Below are 17,139 nucleotides of genomic sequence, written 5' to 3'. Positions count from 1 at the left end.
ATTTCTGATCAAACGTTTCGTTCGAATAACTCGTTTATCCATTGTGTTATCTACCATACGCAAACAACCTCTGCTAATATACTCACTTAATAAACAGAGTGTTCATTAATTGTCCATGATTATATTACATGTAAAACCAGTTTTATGCAATAAAAACACAAGGGGACGGTTCCTTTGTGTCAACAAAGGAACATGGTAGAGTTTGAAAAAAGGGTGCGTGAATAAATGCCCAGGAGCTCAAGAGTGAAGAGTGTAACAGGGCTCTACCATGTAAAGACTGATCCCTTTAGCTGGTAATTGATAAAGCAAAGGCACTTCTCTTATTAAATAAATAACAACGAGTGCCTTTAAAACATCTTGAAACATCCGATTATCTGATTGTAAAAACACCCTTGTAGCAGCAGGTGAAAACCAGGTAAATACCTGGTTTCTGTTGTTTGTGATAAACTGTTAGTACATTGGGGTTGTGGTGTTGAAGCAGCCCAGTAGCGTCTGTCGCTCAAGGAAACCCGAATAATTGTGTAAGCCGCCGTTTCAGAGTTGCAAAAAGTACAATGTCTGTCTTGAAAATGGGACATATCCGTCGGCAATGATCGTAAAAGAACTCAAACCATATGTCTTGGACGGAAGAAAATGGGTTTATTATCAAAGACCTGTATTTGAGATAGATGAACAAGAAGCTGAGTTGCTTGGACGAGGGTTTGGAAAGCCTGGAGAAAAAATACCAGCCAGGTCAGGAAGAATTTTATATTCACAGCCATTCTATAATACAGTGAATATCCTTATATTATTCTGCAGGGAAGGAAGTTGTAATAATTGGATAAAAGAATAAAGAACATTGACCTCACTGTACCGTATAAAAAAATAGTTGAAACAATCGGAAATAAACCAATTGCATATGAGACAACCGGTATTCCATTCTGGGATGATGAATATATTTCAAAATCAATGTTAGCACTACATTTAAACCCTGATGTAGAAAGTGCCTCCAGGACTTATGAATTCATGGATCGCTCGGTAGACTGGATTGTTTCTTTACTTGGGAAACAAGACGGAAAAATTCTAGATTTAGGTTGTGGTCCGGGACTGTATGCCAAGCGTTTTGCTGATAAGGGGTTTAGTACCACAGGAATTGATTTCTCGCAACGCTCGATTGCTTATGCAAGTGAGAATTATGGTGGCGAAAAGAATGAATTCATATATCAAGACTATCTAACGATTGACTATGACAAGGAATACGATTTAGCTATCCTTATCTACTGTGATTTTGGTGTACTTTCACCTGAAAATCGGATGGCCTTACTCAAAAAAATATACCGTGGCTTAAAACATGGCGGTTTATTTGTTGTGGATGCTTTCACATCAAATCAATATAAAGAATTCACTGATTCATTGACGGTTGAATATGAAAATGGTGGATTCTGGCGGGCAGATTCTTATATAAACATTAAGCGCAACGCATCCTACCCGAATCAGAACTACTTGGAGCAATATACAATTATTACGGCTGAAGATTGTGCAACATATAACATTTGGAATCACGGATTTGAACCACAAGAACTTAAAAAGACTCTACTGAATGCGAGTTTCGCTTCAGTTATTCTATACGGCGACGTTACTGGGGCAAATCTAACGGATGAAAGTCCTATCGTTTGCGCCGTATGTAGAAAGTAACAAATACGATAATCGAGCTTCGATATGTTTTATGAACAGAAGGTTCCATAAACAGTGCCAGACACAATGCTATCCTCTCATGCCACGTTGAGTGCATCGTCCAGATGTCAAGGGTTGATAAGTAAGTGTGGACCTTGTAATATGGGGTTTGGGAGATTTGGTACTGAGAAACCAGAGGTTGAAAATTATGAAATATCGCTTCGCGGGAACAAGTTTAAAAAGACGTTTTGCCTGCGACAGAACGGATTAGATGTGGCGCTTGCTGACAGAGCAGATTAGATGTTTTTTGAAAAACTGAGGTTGTGAGAGCAGGTTGGATGGAGCGGTAATTGTTTAGTCGGGAGATGAAGAAAAATGACTGTGGATAAGCAATATGCATCCGATATTGAAGTTATATTATCACATAAACATGATAACGGAGCTGATCTTTGGACGACGCCGGATAAGCGATTAATAAAAGGTGCGCCTTTTTCGACTTTAGAGAGCGTAATGTACTTATTGGAATTGGGCATGGAACCCACGGAATCGATATTGAAAGAAAGCGCTGAGTTAATATTCAGTACTTGGCAGGAGAACGGATGTTTTAAGTTGTATCCCAAAGGCTCTATTTATCCATGTCAAACAATCCATGCTGCAAATACGCTTTGCCACATGGGATTTGCTTCAGATGCCAGACTTCAAAAAACTTTCCAGCATCTTTTAAATATCCAATATGTAGATGGCGGGTGGCGCTGTAATAAATTCAGCTTTGGCCGGGGTCCAGAAACAGAGTATTCAAACCCCCTCCCAACCCTCACTGCTCTGAATGCTTTCCGTTTTAGCAATTATTGTAACAAAGAGCCTGCACTTGACATGGCCGTGGAATTTTTGCTGGAACATTGGAGGATTCGGAAACCCATCGGGCCATGTCATTATGGAATTGGCACATTATTTATGCAGGTAGAATATCCCTTCCGAAACTACAACCTTTTTATGTATGTCTATGTTTTATCCTTTTATAACCGGGCAAAGGAGGATAAACGGTTTCTCGAAGCCTTGGCTGCATTGGATTCGAAAACGGTGGATGGGCAGATTGTGGTTGAGCGTGTAGTTCCTAAGCTGGCGGCGCTTTCTTTTTGTAAAAAGGGTAAAACAAGTATGCTGGCAACAAAACGCTATCATGAAATTTTACAAAACCTTCAAATAAACAGATTGGTGTGAAGCTATAGACAAATATACAAGCGGAGAAGGTAGGTACATAAGATATTTTTACCAGGAGAATTATAATGAATTTATTAGAGTTAATCATTGAATATCATAAAGATAACGAACAGCAGGGCCAGGTTAAAATGATTAGAACTCATCACTAACATCGTGCAGTGGAGAGAAAAAAGCGAGAAGGATAGGGAGTGATACTTTATGACAAACGAGCGCGTGTACAAGATGGCGTTTTCCAGAGTCTACCCGCTACTCGTCCAAAAGGCGGAGCGCAAAGGGCGCACCAAATCCGAGGTTGATGCTGTGATTTATTGGCTGACGGGGTATGACGAATCTGGTTTGCAAGCGCAAATTATGAAGAATATCGATTACGAAACCTTCTTTAACGAAGCTCCGCAGATAAATCCGAACTCCGCCAAAATTTCAGGCGTGATTTGCGGGCATCGCGTCGAGGATATCAAGGACCCTCTTATGCAGAAGATCAGGTGGCTTGACAAATTGGTTGATGAATTGGCAAAAGGCAAGCCGATGGAAAAGATATTGAGAACACAAGGGGACGGTTCTTTTGTGTCAACAAAGAAACATGGTAGAGTTTGAAAAAAAAGGTTGCATGAATAAATGCCCAGGAAGTAACAGTGTGACAGATATCTTTCATTGCAGCAGAAAACGGACGCTTCCGGCCTTCTTTTGCAGCCGTCCGGCCCTCGTCAAGCAAATGGTAGAGGTCGAGCTTGCCACTAAGCATTTCATATGTTTCAATACTCATCACCACCAGATCGCCCTGTCCATTTTTAGTGATAAAGACAGGTTCGCGGCTTTCGTGGCAAAACTTGGAGATATCGTTATAATTATTTCTCAGGTCTGTACTGGATTTTATATTTGGCACAGGAATAGCCTCCTCGCTTAATCTAAAGATATCATATCCGAATTTCTTTAGATAGGTAAGCAGAACATTTAATGAGTTTTTTTAATGTAGACAAGATATAACAATTAAGATTATTAACGGCATGATGTGGTTAATAATACTGAGACAAATCTAACTTCTGGTAATAGCGCGCGCACAACACAGAGCGCGCTTTTTCTTTTATATATTTTTTAATACATACATTACACATATGTAATAAGGATATTAATCTGAGAATATACAGCCATAAGGATGTTATTCGCTTGTGGCCAAATGTATAGCTGATAATTACCTTATGATAAGGGATATCAGCTACCCGAATAACCCCAACAGATAACTCTACAGAACGTTTTACCAATCGATCAAATCCTAGTAAACAGATAATAAATATAGCAATTAATTGTTGACAGTTGCGTTACCTGACTATATAATTAATCATATAATATATATAAGTTTAGTATGAGATGAGGAGGTTGGCATGAAAAGGTTGAGGATTATTGGTCTTATCATTGTAGTAGCGTTGCTGTTAGGTATTCTTGCGGGATGTGCAACATCAAATTCAGTAAAAGAGGAAGTAATCTCAGACGGGGAAAGGGTTATCAGAACTAGCGCGGAGGCAGCACCCCTTGCTCCTATAGAGGGCAAGGAACTAGCAGGAGACCAGGAACGTTTCGACAGCTATGTTTATTCAGTAGAAAAGTTGAAAGCAAATTATAAGAATGTAGTGGTGCTTGACGCCCGGACAAAAGAAGAATATGACAAAGGACATTTACCAGGCGCAGTTCAGGCGCACTGGAGGGATTGGTCAAATGTTCAGGTTAAACAAGGTGAAAAAGGTTGGGCTCAAATTTTACCCAATGAAGTTTTAAAAGAAAAATTCGGGGCTCTGGGAATAGATGGCACAAAACCGGTGGTTATCTATAATGATCCTTTAGTAGGTTGGGGTGAAGAGGGCAGGCAGTTATGGACTTTTAGAGTATTCGGTTTGGAAAACACCTTTATCTTAAACGGTGGGATCAAGGCCTGGACCGCAGCGGGTGGTGGGGTAACCAAAGATACAGCGGTGGTTAAAGCAGTTACGGGACCTGAACCGAATCCAAATCCAGAATTATTTGCAAGCCTGGATTACCTGAAAGGTAAATTGGGAAAAGTCAACATTCTTGATGTCAGAGAAGATGAAGAGTATGCCGGTACCAAGGTATATGGTGAAAAGCAACCAGGTCGTATCCCGGGTGTGCAGCATATTTGGTTCAAAGACTTTTATAATGCGGATGGGACACTGCAAAGCCCAGCCCAAATCAGAGGCCGGGTTGAGTCAGTTGGTTATATGCCTCAGGATGAAGTTATTTTATACTGCACGGGTGGTATTCGTTCAGGATTTGCGACCATGGCCTTGCAGATAGCCGGATACGAAAAAGCCAGGAATTACAATAACAGCTTCAGTGAATGGGTAGGAACCGGACAAGAAATAGATACCGAAGTATACAAAGAAATAAAGTAAGACCTGCCCAAGGACTATAATGATACAGCCAAGTATTTTCTATATGATAATTTTTAGAAGGTGATCTAATCAAAAAGTTTTTCAAGAGCAACCAGGGGAAATTAATATCCATTATCGTTGTTATAGCAGCTTACTTTTTTATCCCAGGCCTAAAATCTGGTATCAACGATGCCGTGTTAGTGTTAAAAGATTTAAATGTGGATAAGGTAAAGGATTATATATTGGGCTTTGGCATATGGGCTCCAGTGGCATCCTTCTTACTCATGACACTTCAGTCACTAATTGCGCCACTGCCGGCATTTGTCATAACCTTTGCTAATGCAGGTCTATTTGGTTGGGTCAATGGTGCGCTCCTATCCTGGTCCAGTGCCATGGCAGGAGCAGCCCTTTGCTTCTTCATCGCTAAATATCTGGGCAGAGATTTTGTTGAAAAGCTCACCACCAAATCAGCATTGGCCAGTGTAGATGAATTTTTTGAGAAATACGGAAATTATGCCATATTAATTGCAAGACTTCTGCCCTTTATCTCCTTTGACATAGTAAGCTATGCGGCAGGCCTGACGTCGATGCGATTCTGGTCGTTTTTTCTGGCTACGGGTTTGGGGCAGCTGCCGGCAACCATTATTTACTCCTATGTGGGTGGAATGCTGACGGGAGGCGCCAAAACCTTTGTCACAGGACTGTTGATTTTATTCGCCCTTAGTGCTCTCTTCGTACTAATTAAAAAGGTCATGGGTGACAAGAAAAATTCAGTTTCAGAGAGTGCATAGAGTATGGTTAAAAATCATTGTTCAACAGGAAGTAAGGGTGTTAAAGGGGTGAAAGCATGAGCCCGCAAGGCAAAGAACGGATTAAAATTTTATTGAAGACCATCGTTTCAGTAATCCTGATGGCCTGGCTGGTTAAAACCATCGAGTGGGGTCAGATAGCAAACCTGCTCCGCAATGCCCGGTTATCCTGGTTGCTCCTGGCCTTCCTTTTTGTTATCATTTCCGTACTGGTTAGCGCTTACAAATGGCAACTGATCTGCCGGGCCTCCGGATTAAAATGTGAGTTGAAGGAATTGTGGAAAATCTATTGGTGCGGTTTGTTTTTCAATAATTTTATGCCCTCCAGCATCGGCGGAGATGCCCTTAGGATTTACTGGGCCGGCAGATATACCGGCGATGCAACCGGCACGGGCACTTCCGTGGTTGTGGAAAGGGTGCTGGCTACTGTCGGTCTGTCCTTTTTGGGACTCCTGGCCGCACCTCTGGTACAGATACAGGTGCCCTATTTAAAGGCGTTCTTCATAGCCATGATTTTAGGCAGTCTGTTTGTACTGGTGCTAATCCTTTCCCCCCTTTCTCTGTTGATGAGCCGGCTTTTTGCAGGTTTTCCCAAGGTGACGGCTTTGTTAAATGGTTTAAATACCCATGGCAGCAGGCTGCGTAGCCAAAAGGGCTTGATATTCATGTCCCTCCTTTGGTCCGTAATCTTCCAATTTTGTGTGGTCATGGTGAATATCAGTATTCTTCATGCCTTCTGTGTGGATCGGATCGCTTTGCTGGAAGCCTGCTTGATCATTCCTGCTACGTCCGTGGCGGCCATGATCCCTATCGGCATCAATGGTTACGGTACTCGAGAGGGTGCTTATGCCGCCTTATTTGCCTATTTCGGCGTGAACCGGGCGGAGGCAATAGCCGTTTCCGTTGTTTTTGCCTTGATAGTGACCATTTCCAGCTTGTGGGGAGGCTGGCTCTGGTTCAGAAACGAACAGAACCTGAAAGGCCAGCTGTTCCAAGCGGAAGCTTAACTAACTGGGAGGTTAATTAATTGAAAGAGTTGATTAAAGAGAAGGCGGGTTCTTACTTTGCTCAGGGTAACAATTGCTGCCAGGGCGTATTGATGGCGGCCAATGATGTGTGGCATCTGGAAATCAGCCGGGATGTGATCGATGCCGCTTTTTTTATGCGAGAAGGGATGGCCAGCGGGTGTTCCTGCGGCGCCCTGGTAGGCATGGAGATGACTTTAGGACTGTTACTTAAAAAGAAGGGCATCCCATATCAAAAGGAACATGCCAAAGCCCTCCATGATGCCTTTGTAAAGACTTTCGGCTCTTCCTGCTGCCGTGTTCTCCGGAAAAAACAAGGACTGCTTGAAAGAACCACTCAGAAAGGCTGCCGGCGGATTACCGCCGAGACGGCAGGTATCTTATATGATTTTATTACGGAAATTGGTGGGGATCCCCGGAGATAAATCCTCATTTTGAATGGCTGGTGCAAGAGGCTTCAGCTTTGGGGCGTAAGGTAGTTGTACGCTCCAACCTGGTGATTTGGCAGGAAAAACAGTATAGGCATTTGCCGGAATTTACGCTCGGCGCAATGTGGAGATTGTCTGCTCCCTGCCTTATTATAACGCCAAGGACGTTAATAGGCAGCGGGGCGAAGGTGTGTTTGAAGAAAGCGTTTTCATGCTGTAGGAATTAAACAAGTTGGGATATGGTAAAAAAGAAAATCTGGTGGTCAATCTTGTTTACAATCCAGGAGGTGCTTTTTTACCTCCCTCTCAAGCGGCATTGGAGGCAGAATATAAAAGAAAACTGCAGGAACAACATGACATTGTCTTCAATCATTTGTTTACTATCACTAACAATCCCGTTGGCCGATTCCGATTATTTCTCCATCGCAGCAATGATCTAGAGAGGTACATGACCAAGCTTTCTAACAGTTTTAATGCGGATGCTTTGCCGTATATGAGTGTAGAGACCAGCTTTCAGTAGACTGGGACCGGCAGGCTTTATGACTGTGATTATAACCAGGCCTTTGGATGGACGGTGGAAGGACCGGATCATATCAGTATGCTGAAAGAATATCCTATTCAAAGACGCAAAATTTGTTTAGGCAACCATTGTTATGCCTGCACGGCAGGCCACGGATCAAGCTGTTGCGGAGAAACCACATAGGGTGCAATAAACAGCCCAGTTTATCTGCCGGTTAGACGAACATGCCAGACGTCAAATGTAAATCCAAAATCTTTAAGGAGTAGTATGTAGAGCCCCTGGAACGGGTGATTGAGCAGTCCCTCGACCTGGAGCAGGCAGGGGCTAATGCCATTTACCTGATGGCCACCGCCCAGTAAAGCTTTCAGCTCTTTCTGGAAATGGGGCAGCAGGTCCGGCGGGAGCTCCGTACTGCTATACCGCTGATTGCCAATATGGCTGATTTTAATTATGAGCAGGCAGTCAGCTTGCGGCAGGCAGGTTTCACCGGGGTCTATCACGCCGCCCGTTTGGGCGAGGGTGAAGTGACCCGCATTAATCTGGAGAAGAGGCTGCAGACCATGGAGGCGGCCAGACGGGCGGGGCTTGGTGTAGGAACCTGTGTAGAGCCGATTGGGCCTGAGCACAGCATGGAGGAAATCATCGAGATAATTATCATTGCCAGGGAGGCCAGACCTGGCTTTAGCGGAGCGATGCGCCGCGTGACGCTGCCGGGGACTGCCCTAGACAAATACGGTATGCTTGGCGAGACACGCATAGCCCTGATTGTGGCGGTAGTCCGCCTGGCTACAAGTAGAGAAGTGCCGGGCAACTGTACCCACGAGCCGAACGTGCTGGGAGCGGTGTCCGGGGCTAATTTACTCTGGGCCGAAGCGGGCAGCAACCCGCGCGATGTGGTGAATAATACTGAGGCCAGCCGTGGTTATAATGTGGCCCGCTGCAGGGATATGCTCGTTGATGCCGGCTGGCAGGTGCTTGAGGGGCCGTCGAAGTTCTGTTGATCCAAACCAAGATAAACTAAACTTGATCCGGACATCATCGTTGGTTTTTCGACACAGCCGCCTATGCGTACAAAAAGTAGCCCCTTCGAGCAGCAGGGTATTATTTATTAACCTATCTGCTTTAAGGGGAGCAAATTATAGCTATGGGGTAAAATTAAGTCTTGGGTACGCTAGTTCAGGATTTCAATGCCGGGTCCTCATGAGGAGATTATTTGGCCAGATCACTCACTGCCTCAGAGACCATACCGCTGGAAATACCACCGTGGAAGCGGGGCTCGCCGTTCAGGGTAATCAAGGGGAGCTTGACCCGATTCATGATTTTCGCGATCTCTGGGAAATTATTCATCTCACTGCTTTCCACATCGATATAGCTAAAGGAGATTATTTCACCAAATTCTTGCACCAAAGCTTCTTTTAAAGAATCGGCTTCCTCTTGCATCGTCTTGGTGGAGCCGCAGCAGCCATCATTACAGGATGGCCCACAGCAGCAGGATGACATCACAGGCGCGTTAGTTCCGAATACCGTGACAATGACTTCTTTCATGTTTATACTCATTCCTTTCGCTTCGTTCAAGGCACAAAACGTATTGAAATGTGTTGGCTCGAGCTACTTTTTATTAATCTAAGGCACCGGGATAGCAGTAAACTACATATTATGGGGGGTGAGCGCGCCGCTTCAGTACTGGAGTGACCGTATGTTTAGATAGATAGATTGAATTTACAAGCACAAATAAGTGTTGATAGCAATAGTCTTTGTATATTTTTACTATATTTGAAATTGATAACGAAGTCAATAAAACATTTCTTTAATAAGAATAAAAAATGTTTATAAATAGGGCGGATTAAGAAAAATTTTAAATTTGATTGATAAGCTATTTTTATATAAGCTAAAAAAGAGTAGCTTCTAATTATAAACAAAAATCCTTAGTATATGTTTTAGTACTGGAGTAATTATGGCAGATGCAGACAAGCATCTGCCAACCGGTCTAAGGTGTATAGATAAGGCTTTGCTAATAAGCACCCTTGTTCTTACCGGATGGTGTTAAGTAATTAGTAAGGTGGTGATAATTTTTTGGCGGGCTGTTGCATGAAACTGTTAGGCAAAAAAAATATACTTGCGGCAGTCTTGATCATTAAAAGAACTTATAGCTATCAGTGCAAGTATAGCCGCTAATTGCCAACCCTGATTAAAAACACATTATAGCAATGCCAGTGCGGCAGGTGCTGACAGTGAGGAAATTAGAGAAGCAATTGATATTGGTAAAATGGTTAAGAAAACAGCATCTATGAATTCAAGAATATCAATTAATCTGATTGTCTGACCAATGACACATTGTCTGTCCTACCTGCAGGGTCTCAAATATTTATAATTTCTGCTCAGTACAAACTTCCTGTCTCTTGTTTTTTTATATCTGTCTTATATGATAAATAATATTAAAATAATAATAATTTCCTATAATGTCAATAGAAATTGTATAATTACTAGTAACTCGAATACCCTATTATGCTATTGCAGCATATAATATTTCCAAGCTGTGACGTTCTCTAAGATCACAAGTTAATGTTATATGTTTTAATTGGATGTCCAGTAGATTAGTAAAAAAGGGGAAGGTAATTAGATGCGTGTAATTTATTTTGACCACAGCGCTACTACCCCGGTCAACCCTGTGGTGGCCGATGAAATGTATAACTTCTTGACTGGGGATAATTTTGGCAACCCCTCCAGCCTTTATCGCTTCGGACGCATGGCGAGAGAGGCTATCGAAGGGGCACGGAATAACATCGCACTGGCTATAGGCGCCAATCCTAGCCAGCCCGGTGAAATTGTTTTTACCAGCGGTGGCACGGAATCAGACAACCTGGCTATTCATGGGGCAGCCTACGCCAACCGAAGCCGGGGCAACCATATTATCACCAGCGCGGTGGAGCACCATGCAGTGTTAAATACAGTGAAGGCTCTGGGTCAGCAGGGCTTTAAAATTACGATCCTACCGGTTGATCAGTACGGTATGGTGGACGTAAGGGATGTGGCGGAAGCAATAACTGATCAAACTATCCTGATTACCATTATGCACGCTAATAACGAAGTTGGCACCATCATGCCCATTGCCGAAATTGGCAAGCTTGCCCAAAAACGCGGCATAACTTTTCATGTAGACGCTGTCCAAAGCTTTGGTAAGATTCCGGTGAACGTGGATGAGCTGAGGGTAGATCTATTAACTATTTCCGGGCATAAAATATACGGGCCTAAAGGCACAGGCGCACTGTATATCCGCACCGGCGCCGGCTGGAAGCAATCTCTTCTGCACGGCGGTGCTCAGGAGCGGCTGCGTAGGGCCGGCACTGAAAATGTCCCCGGGATTGTCGGTCTGGGCAAAGCAGTTGAACTGATTATGGAAAATATGGAGCAAGAAAGCAAGCGGTTAAGCATTTTACGTGACAAATTAATTAAGGAACTAACCAGCAATTTCAAAGGCGTCAAATTGACCGGGCATCCGTATCAACGACTACCTAACCATGCCAGCTTCTTATTCGAGGACATGGAGGGTGAAGAATTACAGTTCCAGCTAGATGCGCAAAATATCGCAGCTTCCACCGGCTCTGCCTGCACTTCAGGTTCCATGGAGCCTTCACATGTTCTGCTGGCAATGGGGGTTCCACCTGCCGAAGCTTATGGCTCCTTGCGCCTGACTTTGGGCGCCGGTAATAGTAACGATGACGTAGATCGCTTCTTAGCTGTCATGGGTTCAATAATCGAAAATCCAGATGAGACAATAGAATACTTTAAATCTTGTGGCTTACCAAAGGGTATTTAATTTATTCTCTAAACACGGTTGGTCGCCTAGATGGGATAGAAATAAATAAACCCGGCCTGATATGAAGAGCGCCGCTGCACAATATTGTCAGGTCGGGTTTAAATTTACTATATTCATTCGTCAAAAAGAGGGGTTGACAGGTATCTTTCGCCTGTGTCCGGCAGGAGTACGACAATGGTCTTGCCCGCGTTTTCGGGCTTTTTGGCAAGCTCTGTCGCCGCCCAGGCCGCGGCTCCAGATGAAATGCCGACTAGTAGGCCTCCTGTTTTGGAAAGCTCTTGGCCAATGGTAAAAGCGTCTTCGTTTTTCACCCTAATTATCTCATCGTAAATTGACGTATTTAAAACATCGGGTATAAAGCCCGCTCCGATACCCTGTATCTTGTGGGCACCCGACCGGCCTTCGGACAATACCGGAGAGTCAAAAGGCTCAACAGCGATAATCTTAATGTTGGGATTTTGGGCTTTTAAAAATTCGCCGGCTCCCGTTATCGTTCCCCCAGTACCAATACCGGCAACAAAAATATCAACCTTTCCATCGGTATCTGCCCAGATTTCCGGCCCGGTTGTTTCCCTGTGTACCTTAGGGTTGGCCGGGTTAACGAATTGTCCGGGGATAAAAGCGTTCGGAATTTCCTGTGCCAGTTCGTCGGCCCTGGCGATTGCGCCTTTCATGCCCTTGGCGCCCTCCGTAAGGACGAGCTCGGCGCCGTACGCTTTAAGCAGATTTCTACGTTCGATACTCATTGTATCGGGCATGGTTAGGATAATTCTGTAGCCTCTGGCCGCTGCGACTGAGGCAAGGCCAATGCCCGTGTTCCCACTGGTCGGCTCAATGATCACTGAACCGGGTTTAAGTAAACCCTTGGCCTCCGCGTCATCAATCATGGCCTTGGCGATCCTGTCCTTGACACTGCCCGCAGGATTAAAGTACTCCAGCTTGGCTAGAATGGAAGCCTTCAGAGCATGTTTTTTCTCATAGTTGGTAAGTTCCAGTATAGGAGTATTCCCTATGAGATCGGTTAAACTTTTATAAACTTTTGACATAATGCAACCTCCAATACAAACAATTCATATATATTTTATATGTTATATCATATAACTAATCTCTTGCTTTGACAATAGCCTATCCTGAAAATAAGTTATGGGAAATGTCATCCTGAGCGTTAGTGAAGGAACTAAGGAATTCACTTTGTTAAGAATGACATATAGTGTCCTGTACTAAAGTTATTGACAAAGGCGTGATAATTACATATCATTTAATACATATACATCAAGTATGAAATAGAGGCAAGCATATGAGAATATCTGCCAAAGGGCGTTATGCGCTTGCAGCCGGGTATCAGCTGGCCCGAATGCCTCGGCAGATTACCTTGCTGGATGTTTTATCAGCCGTCGAACTTTCGCTTATTGAACCTACGGAAGAAACTGTTTTAGAAAAGGCTCCGGAAATCGAAGAGGCTATGCGACTGGCTGCTTTTAAAAAAATAAACGACACCTTGAAAAACGTAATGGAAAACATTACGCTGGAGGATTTGGTAACTGAAGCTCAAAAGCATAAAACAGATAGTGGATATATGTATTATATATAGATGGGAGGCTGATTATGGATTTTAAAACTTTATGCATCCACGGCAATGAGGTTAAATATGACGACACCGGCTCGATCATTGTCCCAATCTTTCAAACGGCGACTTTTGCGCACCCGGGAGTGGGACAGAGCACCGGCTACGATTATTCACGGGTACAAAACCCCACGAGAGAGCATCTAGAAAAAACGATAGCCAGGCTGGAAAGCGGGTTTGATGCAATGGCCTTTTCCTCCGGTATGGCCGCTATTACCGCGCTTATGGAGATGTTTTCACCGGGAGACCATATCATCGCCTCCGACGATTTATATGGGGGTTCACACCGGTTGTTCTACAACATCTCGGCCAAAAACGGCCTTACCTTCGATTTGGTAAATACATCAGATGTCTCGCAAATTGAATCTTATATTAGGCCACAGACCAAAGCGCTATTTATTGAAACACCCACCAACCCAATGATGCAGGTGACGGATATCGCGCTGGTATCGCGCATAGCAAAAAGCAGGAATCTATTGCTCATCGTAGACAACACTTTTTTAACCCCTTACTTTCAGAAGCCCATCGAGCTCGGCGCGGACATAGTGATCCACAGCGGCACCAAATATCTAGGCGGGCACAACGACACCCTTGCCGGTTTTCTGGTGGTGGCCAACGATCAGCTTGCCGAACGCCTGAGGTTTATTTATAAGACCACCGGCGCCTGCCTGTCCCCGTTTGACAGCTGGCTGCTCATCCGTGGGATTAAAACCCTGGCCGTGCGCATGGAAAGGCAGCAGGAAAACGCCTACCAACTGGCGCAGTGGCTCAGCCGGCACAGCAAAGTCAAAAAGGTGTACTTTGTGGGTCTGGCTACTCATCCAGATTACGAGGTTTCCAAGCGGCAGTCCACAGGCTTTGGCGCGATGATATCCTTTGAAGTACGGGATGAGGAGACAGTCAAGGATGTTTTGGAGCGGGTTGCGCTTATCCAGTATGCGGAGAGCCTGGGGGGTGTGGAATCCTTGATAACTTACCCCGTAATGCAAACCCACGCGGATGTACCGGAGGAGCAGCGGGAGGCAAAGGGTATCAACGGGCGGCTGCTGCGATTGTCGGTAGGCTTGGAAGCAGTAGAGGATTTGATTGCGGATCTAGAACAGGCACTGGGGGTGTAATAGGCTATGCCTTATAATTTTGACGAAATCATTGAACGGAAAAATACCGATTGCATAAAATATGACTTTGCTCTAAAGCGGGGCAAGCCCGAGGATGTACTGCCGCTCTGGGTGGCTGACATGGACTTCAGGACGCCCCCTTTCGTGATCGATGCTTTGGTTGAGAAGAGCAGGCACGGGATCTTCGGCTATTCTGAAAGCGGGCAGGATTATTTTGCAGTGTTGCAAAGCTGGTTTTTACAAAACCATACCTGGGAAGTAGCTCTGGACTGGCTGGTAAAAACGCCTGGGGTTGTTTATGCCATCTGTACCGCTATTCGCGCCCTGACGCATAAGGGTGATAGCGTGCTCATTCAGCAGCCGGTTTACTATCCTTTTGCCGGGTCTGTTTTATTGAATGAGCGCAAACTAGTGGTAAATCAATTGATTTACGCGGAAAACAGGTATACGATAAACTTTGAGGACTTTGAGAACAAAATTATCGAAAACAAGGTAAAACTATTTATCCTGTGCAGTCCGCATAATCCGGTGGGCCGAGTTTGGACGGAGGAGGAGCTTACTCGCCTGGGTGATATATGCCTGAAGTACGGTGTTACCGTAGTTGCCGATGAAATCCACGCCGATTTTATCTATCCGGGCCATAAACACCTGGTGTTTGCCAAAATTAAACCCGAGTTTGCGCAGATTGCTATTACCTGCACCGCCCCGAGCAAAACCTTTAACCTGGCCGGTTTGCAGGTCTCCAATATATTTATCCCCAATCCGGATATAAGACATGCCTTCAGGCAGGAGATGGCTAAAAGCGGCTACAACCAGCTGGGTATCATGGGTATGGTAGCCTGCAAGGCCGCCTACCAAAACGGGCGTAAGTGGCTCGAGGAATTAATTAATTACCTGGGCGGAAACCTGGATTTTCTTAGGAGCTTTTTAAACGAAAAAATACCTCAGGTCAAGCTAATAGAACCGGAAGGCACCTACCTGGTGTGGCTTGATTTTAACCAGCTCAATTTAAGTGAGGACCAGCTTGAGGACCTGATCGTGAAAAAAGCGGGCTTATGGCTTGATAAAGGCACCATCTTTGGTGCCGGCGGGGTGGGCTTTCAGCGCATCAACATCGCCTGCCCAAGGTCAATTCTAGAAAAGGCTTTAGGGCAACTGGAAAAGGCAATCAAGACTTTCAAGCAATAGCTGCTTAAAAGCAGGGAATTCTCATGATAATTCCCTGCATGTGGCTCTATACGATATAAAAAAATTGCCGATTAACTATTTAAATGTATAAATCCTGCCGTTTACGCTGGCTTGACTAAGTCATGGAGCCAGGGACCGGTAGAAGGAATCAATAATCGTTTAAAACTAATCAAACGATTAATATTTATATCACTGACCACTTAAGTGGTCAGCTTTTATGTTAGCACTACTATACAAGGGATGTTATTGATGGAATACATTGGAAATAAGGGAAAATATTTAAAACAAGGAGTAAATGTATGATGAAAAAATATTTAGAGTTTGAAAAAAATTTAAATAAGCTTAAGATGTTATTGCTAACTGCAGCATGCAGTACAGTATTATTATTTACTGGTTGTCAGAGCCAGGATGAAAGTTCAAACAATGTATACATAGAGACTAATCAAAGTGTAGATGATAAAACAACAGAGAATGATGAGTCAGATGTAGCAGAAGACATTACACCTACCGTAACTGAGGATAGTAGTGAAGAATCAACAGTTCTATTTTCGGATTTGTCAAAGTATCAATTTGTATTTGCTAGTGGAGTTGGTGCCTGGCAGACGATGCTAACTATTAACGAAGATGGAATCTTTGCAGGGGAGTATTATGATTCTGAAATGGGAACTGTTGGAGAAGACTATCCAAACGGAGTTGTTTATTCATCCACATTTGAAGGTAAATTCACAGAACCAAAGAAAGTAAATGATTATACTTATTCTGTGTTAATCGAATATATCAATCTTGAGAAAGAAGTAGAAAATGAAGAAATCATAGATGGTATTAAATATATTTATTCTGAACCAAATGGAATAAATGATGCTAAAGAGATCCTGATCTACACACCAGAAGCTCCAGTAAAAGAATTACCAGAAGGATTTAGAAGCTGGACCCGCTTTGTGGATCTAGATGATTTGAAGGATGAATATCTAGGTTTTTATGGATTATATAATGTAGAAACAGAAAGTGGATTTTCAAGCTATAAGTTAGATGGAGAAGAGTAATATACATAAAAGTACCTTGATATGTTCCCATAGACATCAATATTGAGTGCTCGAGCCACGTTGAGTGCGTAGTATTGATGTCACGGGTGGATAAATAGAAGACTGAAAATGCCTAATGAATAAATAAAGGGTTTCCAGACATGGTTCTGAACATGCTTTAGTGTAAATGGAATAACCATCCATAATTTTGGTAATACTTTTACTGTAGCATAAACAGGGCAACGCTGAGGAGCGACCCACGCTTGCTACGGCTTATACGGTAAAACAGCGGGCTTATTGTTCGCTGTTTTTCATTTTACCGGTAAGCCCAAA

Annotated in this window: 16 protein-coding genes and 2 pseudogenes; 15 read left to right on the top strand and 3 right to left on the bottom strand. The window is 43.7% G+C overall.

The genetic code is table 11. The features are described 5' to 3' along the window. Positions 1–589: 589 nt before the first annotated feature. The 4 genes from SPSYN_RS14515 to SPSYN_RS14500 all read left to right on the top strand — a co-directional run bounded on the left by SPSYN_RS14515 (position 590) and on the right by SPSYN_RS14500 (position 3,468). Positions 590–832, top strand: coding sequence for a hypothetical protein (locus tag SPSYN_RS14515; RefSeq protein ID WP_341478895.1), 243 nt, complete (start codon positions 590–592; stop codon positions 830–832). Continuing rightward, positions 817–1,674 (top strand): class I SAM-dependent methyltransferase, encoded by an 858-nt coding sequence (locus SPSYN_RS14510; RefSeq protein WP_161823200.1) that lies wholly within the window; start codon positions 817–819, stop codon positions 1,672–1,674. Before SPSYN_RS14515 ends, SPSYN_RS14510 begins: the two co-directional genes overlap by 16 nt. Positions 1,675–2,028: 354 nt before the next feature. Further along, on the top strand, positions 2,029–2,874 hold the full coding sequence (locus SPSYN_RS14505) for a prenyltransferase (RefSeq protein ID WP_161823199.1): 846 nt from the start codon (positions 2,029–2,031) through the stop codon (positions 2,872–2,874). A 198-nt stretch (positions 2,875–3,072) separates the two neighbouring features. After that, entirely contained in the window at positions 3,073–3,468 is a 396-nt protein-coding gene (locus tag SPSYN_RS14500) for a DUF2200 domain-containing protein (RefSeq protein WP_161823198.1), read from the top strand. 31 nt (positions 3,469–3,499) lie between these two features. Here SPSYN_RS14500 and SPSYN_RS16110 read toward each other — a convergent pair. Continuing rightward, positions 3,500–3,757, bottom strand: a pseudogene (locus tag SPSYN_RS16110) (type II toxin-antitoxin system Phd/YefM family antitoxin); the annotation flags it as partial. Positions 3,758–4,253: 496 nt separating this feature from the next. On the opposite strand from SPSYN_RS16110, the gene SPSYN_RS14490 reads away from it, so the two are divergent. The 6 genes and pseudogenes from SPSYN_RS14490 to SPSYN_RS14465 all read left to right on the top strand — a co-directional run bounded on the left by SPSYN_RS14490 (position 4,254) and on the right by SPSYN_RS14465 (position 9,038). After that, positions 4,254–5,276, top strand: coding sequence for a sulfurtransferase (locus SPSYN_RS14490; RefSeq protein ID WP_161823196.1), 1,023 nt, complete (start codon positions 4,254–4,256; stop codon positions 5,274–5,276). 68 nt (positions 5,277–5,344) lie between these two features. Further along, the gene (locus SPSYN_RS14485; protein ID WP_161823227.1) at positions 5,345–6,046 is read left to right on the top strand and encodes a VTT domain-containing protein; all 702 of its coding nucleotides are present in this window, start codon (positions 5,345–5,347) and stop codon (positions 6,044–6,046) included. A 56-nt stretch (positions 6,047–6,102) separates the two neighbouring features. Further along, complete coding sequence (locus tag SPSYN_RS14480) at positions 6,103–7,071, top strand: lysylphosphatidylglycerol synthase transmembrane domain-containing protein (RefSeq protein ID WP_161823195.1); 969 nt, start codon at positions 6,103–6,105, stop codon at positions 7,069–7,071. A gap of 20 nt (positions 7,072–7,091) precedes the next feature. Continuing rightward, positions 7,092–7,514: a C-GCAxxG-C-C family protein gene (locus tag SPSYN_RS14475; RefSeq protein ID WP_161823194.1), complete on the top strand. Its 423-nt coding sequence runs from the start codon at positions 7,092–7,094 to the stop codon at positions 7,512–7,514. A gap of 262 nt (positions 7,515–7,776) precedes the next feature. Further along, positions 7,777–8,220: pseudogene (locus tag SPSYN_RS16105) on the top strand (DUF3641 domain-containing protein). 197 nt (positions 8,221–8,417) lie between these two features. Then, positions 8,418–9,038, top strand: a complete 621-nt coding sequence (locus tag SPSYN_RS14465; protein WP_161823193.1) for a hypothetical protein — start codon at positions 8,418–8,420, stop codon at positions 9,036–9,038. 208 nt (positions 9,039–9,246) lie between these two features. Here SPSYN_RS14465 and SPSYN_RS15810 read toward each other — a convergent pair whose 3' ends face one another. Next, positions 9,247–9,594, bottom strand: coding sequence for a hypothetical protein (locus tag SPSYN_RS15810; protein ID WP_202623851.1), 348 nt, complete (start codon positions 9,592–9,594; stop codon positions 9,247–9,249). A 1,063-nt stretch (positions 9,595–10,657) separates the two neighbouring features. Between SPSYN_RS15810 and SPSYN_RS14455 the strand changes: the two genes are divergently transcribed. Then, a complete protein-coding gene (locus SPSYN_RS14455; protein WP_161823192.1) occupies positions 10,658–11,854 on the top strand; it encodes a cysteine desulfurase family protein in 1,197 nt (398 codons plus the stop codon). Positions 11,855–11,967: 113 nt separating this feature from the next. On the opposite strand, the gene cysK is transcribed toward SPSYN_RS14455, so the two are convergent. Continuing rightward, positions 11,968–12,900, bottom strand: coding sequence for a cysteine synthase A (cysK, locus tag SPSYN_RS14450; RefSeq protein ID WP_161823191.1), 933 nt, complete (start codon positions 12,898–12,900; stop codon positions 11,968–11,970). A gap of 251 nt (positions 12,901–13,151) precedes the next feature. On the opposite strand from cysK, the gene SPSYN_RS14445 reads away from it, so the two are divergent. From SPSYN_RS14445 to SPSYN_RS14430, 4 genes are all read left to right on the top strand, one after another. Then, positions 13,152–13,445, top strand: coding sequence for an Rrf2 family transcriptional regulator (locus tag SPSYN_RS14445; RefSeq protein WP_161823190.1), 294 nt, complete (start codon positions 13,152–13,154; stop codon positions 13,443–13,445). A 14-nt stretch (positions 13,446–13,459) separates the two neighbouring features. Next, positions 13,460–14,596 carry a trans-sulfuration enzyme family protein gene (locus SPSYN_RS14440; protein WP_161823189.1) on the top strand — a complete coding sequence of 379 codons (1,137 nt, stop codon included), beginning with the start codon at positions 13,460–13,462 and terminating at the stop codon, positions 14,594–14,596. 6 nt (positions 14,597–14,602) lie between these two features. After that, positions 14,603–15,784, top strand: a complete 1,182-nt coding sequence (locus SPSYN_RS14435) for a MalY/PatB family protein (RefSeq protein WP_161823188.1) — start codon at positions 14,603–14,605, stop codon at positions 15,782–15,784. Between the two features lie 299 nt (positions 15,785–16,083). Next, positions 16,084–16,827 carry a hypothetical protein gene (locus tag SPSYN_RS14430; protein WP_161823187.1) on the top strand — a complete coding sequence of 248 codons (744 nt, stop codon included), beginning with the start codon at positions 16,084–16,086 and terminating at the stop codon, positions 16,825–16,827. Positions 16,828–17,139 lie beyond the last annotated feature (312 nt).

Source organism: Sporotomaculum syntrophicum (genome assembly GCF_009932395.1).
Taxonomy (GTDB): Bacteria; Bacillota; Desulfotomaculia; order Desulfotomaculales; family Desulfallaceae; genus Sporotomaculum; species Sporotomaculum syntrophicum.
The sequence above is the reverse complement of the archived record's forward strand: the minus strand, read 5'-3'. Positions and strand labels throughout refer to the sequence as shown.

Bases quoted from the DNA above. Each gene is read 5' to 3' on its own strand.
- SPSYN_RS14515 (WP_341478895.1), top strand. From the start codon at position 590: ATGATCGTAAAAGAACTCAAACCATATGTCTTGGACGGAAGAAAATGG.
- SPSYN_RS14505 (WP_161823199.1), top strand. From the start codon at position 2,029: ATGACTGTGGATAAGCAATATGCATCCGATATTGAAGTTATATTATCA.
- SPSYN_RS14500 (WP_161823198.1), top strand. From the start codon at position 3,073: ATGACAAACGAGCGCGTGTACAAGATGGCGTTTTCCAGAGTCTACCCG.
- SPSYN_RS14490 (WP_161823196.1), top strand. From the start codon at position 4,254: ATGAAAAGGTTGAGGATTATTGGTCTTATCATTGTAGTAGCGTTGCTG.
- SPSYN_RS14480 (WP_161823195.1), top strand. From the start codon at position 6,103: ATGAGCCCGCAAGGCAAAGAACGGATTAAAATTTTATTGAAGACCATC.
- SPSYN_RS14465 (WP_161823193.1), top strand. From the start codon at position 8,418: ATGGGGCAGCAGGTCCGGCGGGAGCTCCGTACTGCTATACCGCTGATT.
- SPSYN_RS15810 (WP_202623851.1), bottom strand. From the start codon at position 9,594: ATGAGTATAAACATGAAAGAAGTCATTGTCACGGTATTCGGAACTAAC.
- SPSYN_RS14455 (WP_161823192.1), top strand. From the start codon at position 10,658: ATGCGTGTAATTTATTTTGACCACAGCGCTACTACCCCGGTCAACCCT.
- cysK (WP_161823191.1), bottom strand. From the start codon at position 12,900: ATGTCAAAAGTTTATAAAAGTTTAACCGATCTCATAGGGAATACTCCT.
- SPSYN_RS14445 (WP_161823190.1), top strand. From the start codon at position 13,152: ATGAGAATATCTGCCAAAGGGCGTTATGCGCTTGCAGCCGGGTATCAG.
- SPSYN_RS14440 (WP_161823189.1), top strand. From the start codon at position 13,460: ATGGATTTTAAAACTTTATGCATCCACGGCAATGAGGTTAAATATGAC.
- SPSYN_RS14435 (WP_161823188.1), top strand. From the start codon at position 14,603: ATGCCTTATAATTTTGACGAAATCATTGAACGGAAAAATACCGATTGC.
- SPSYN_RS14430 (WP_161823187.1), top strand. From the start codon at position 16,084: ATGATGAAAAAATATTTAGAGTTTGAAAAAAATTTAAATAAGCTTAAG.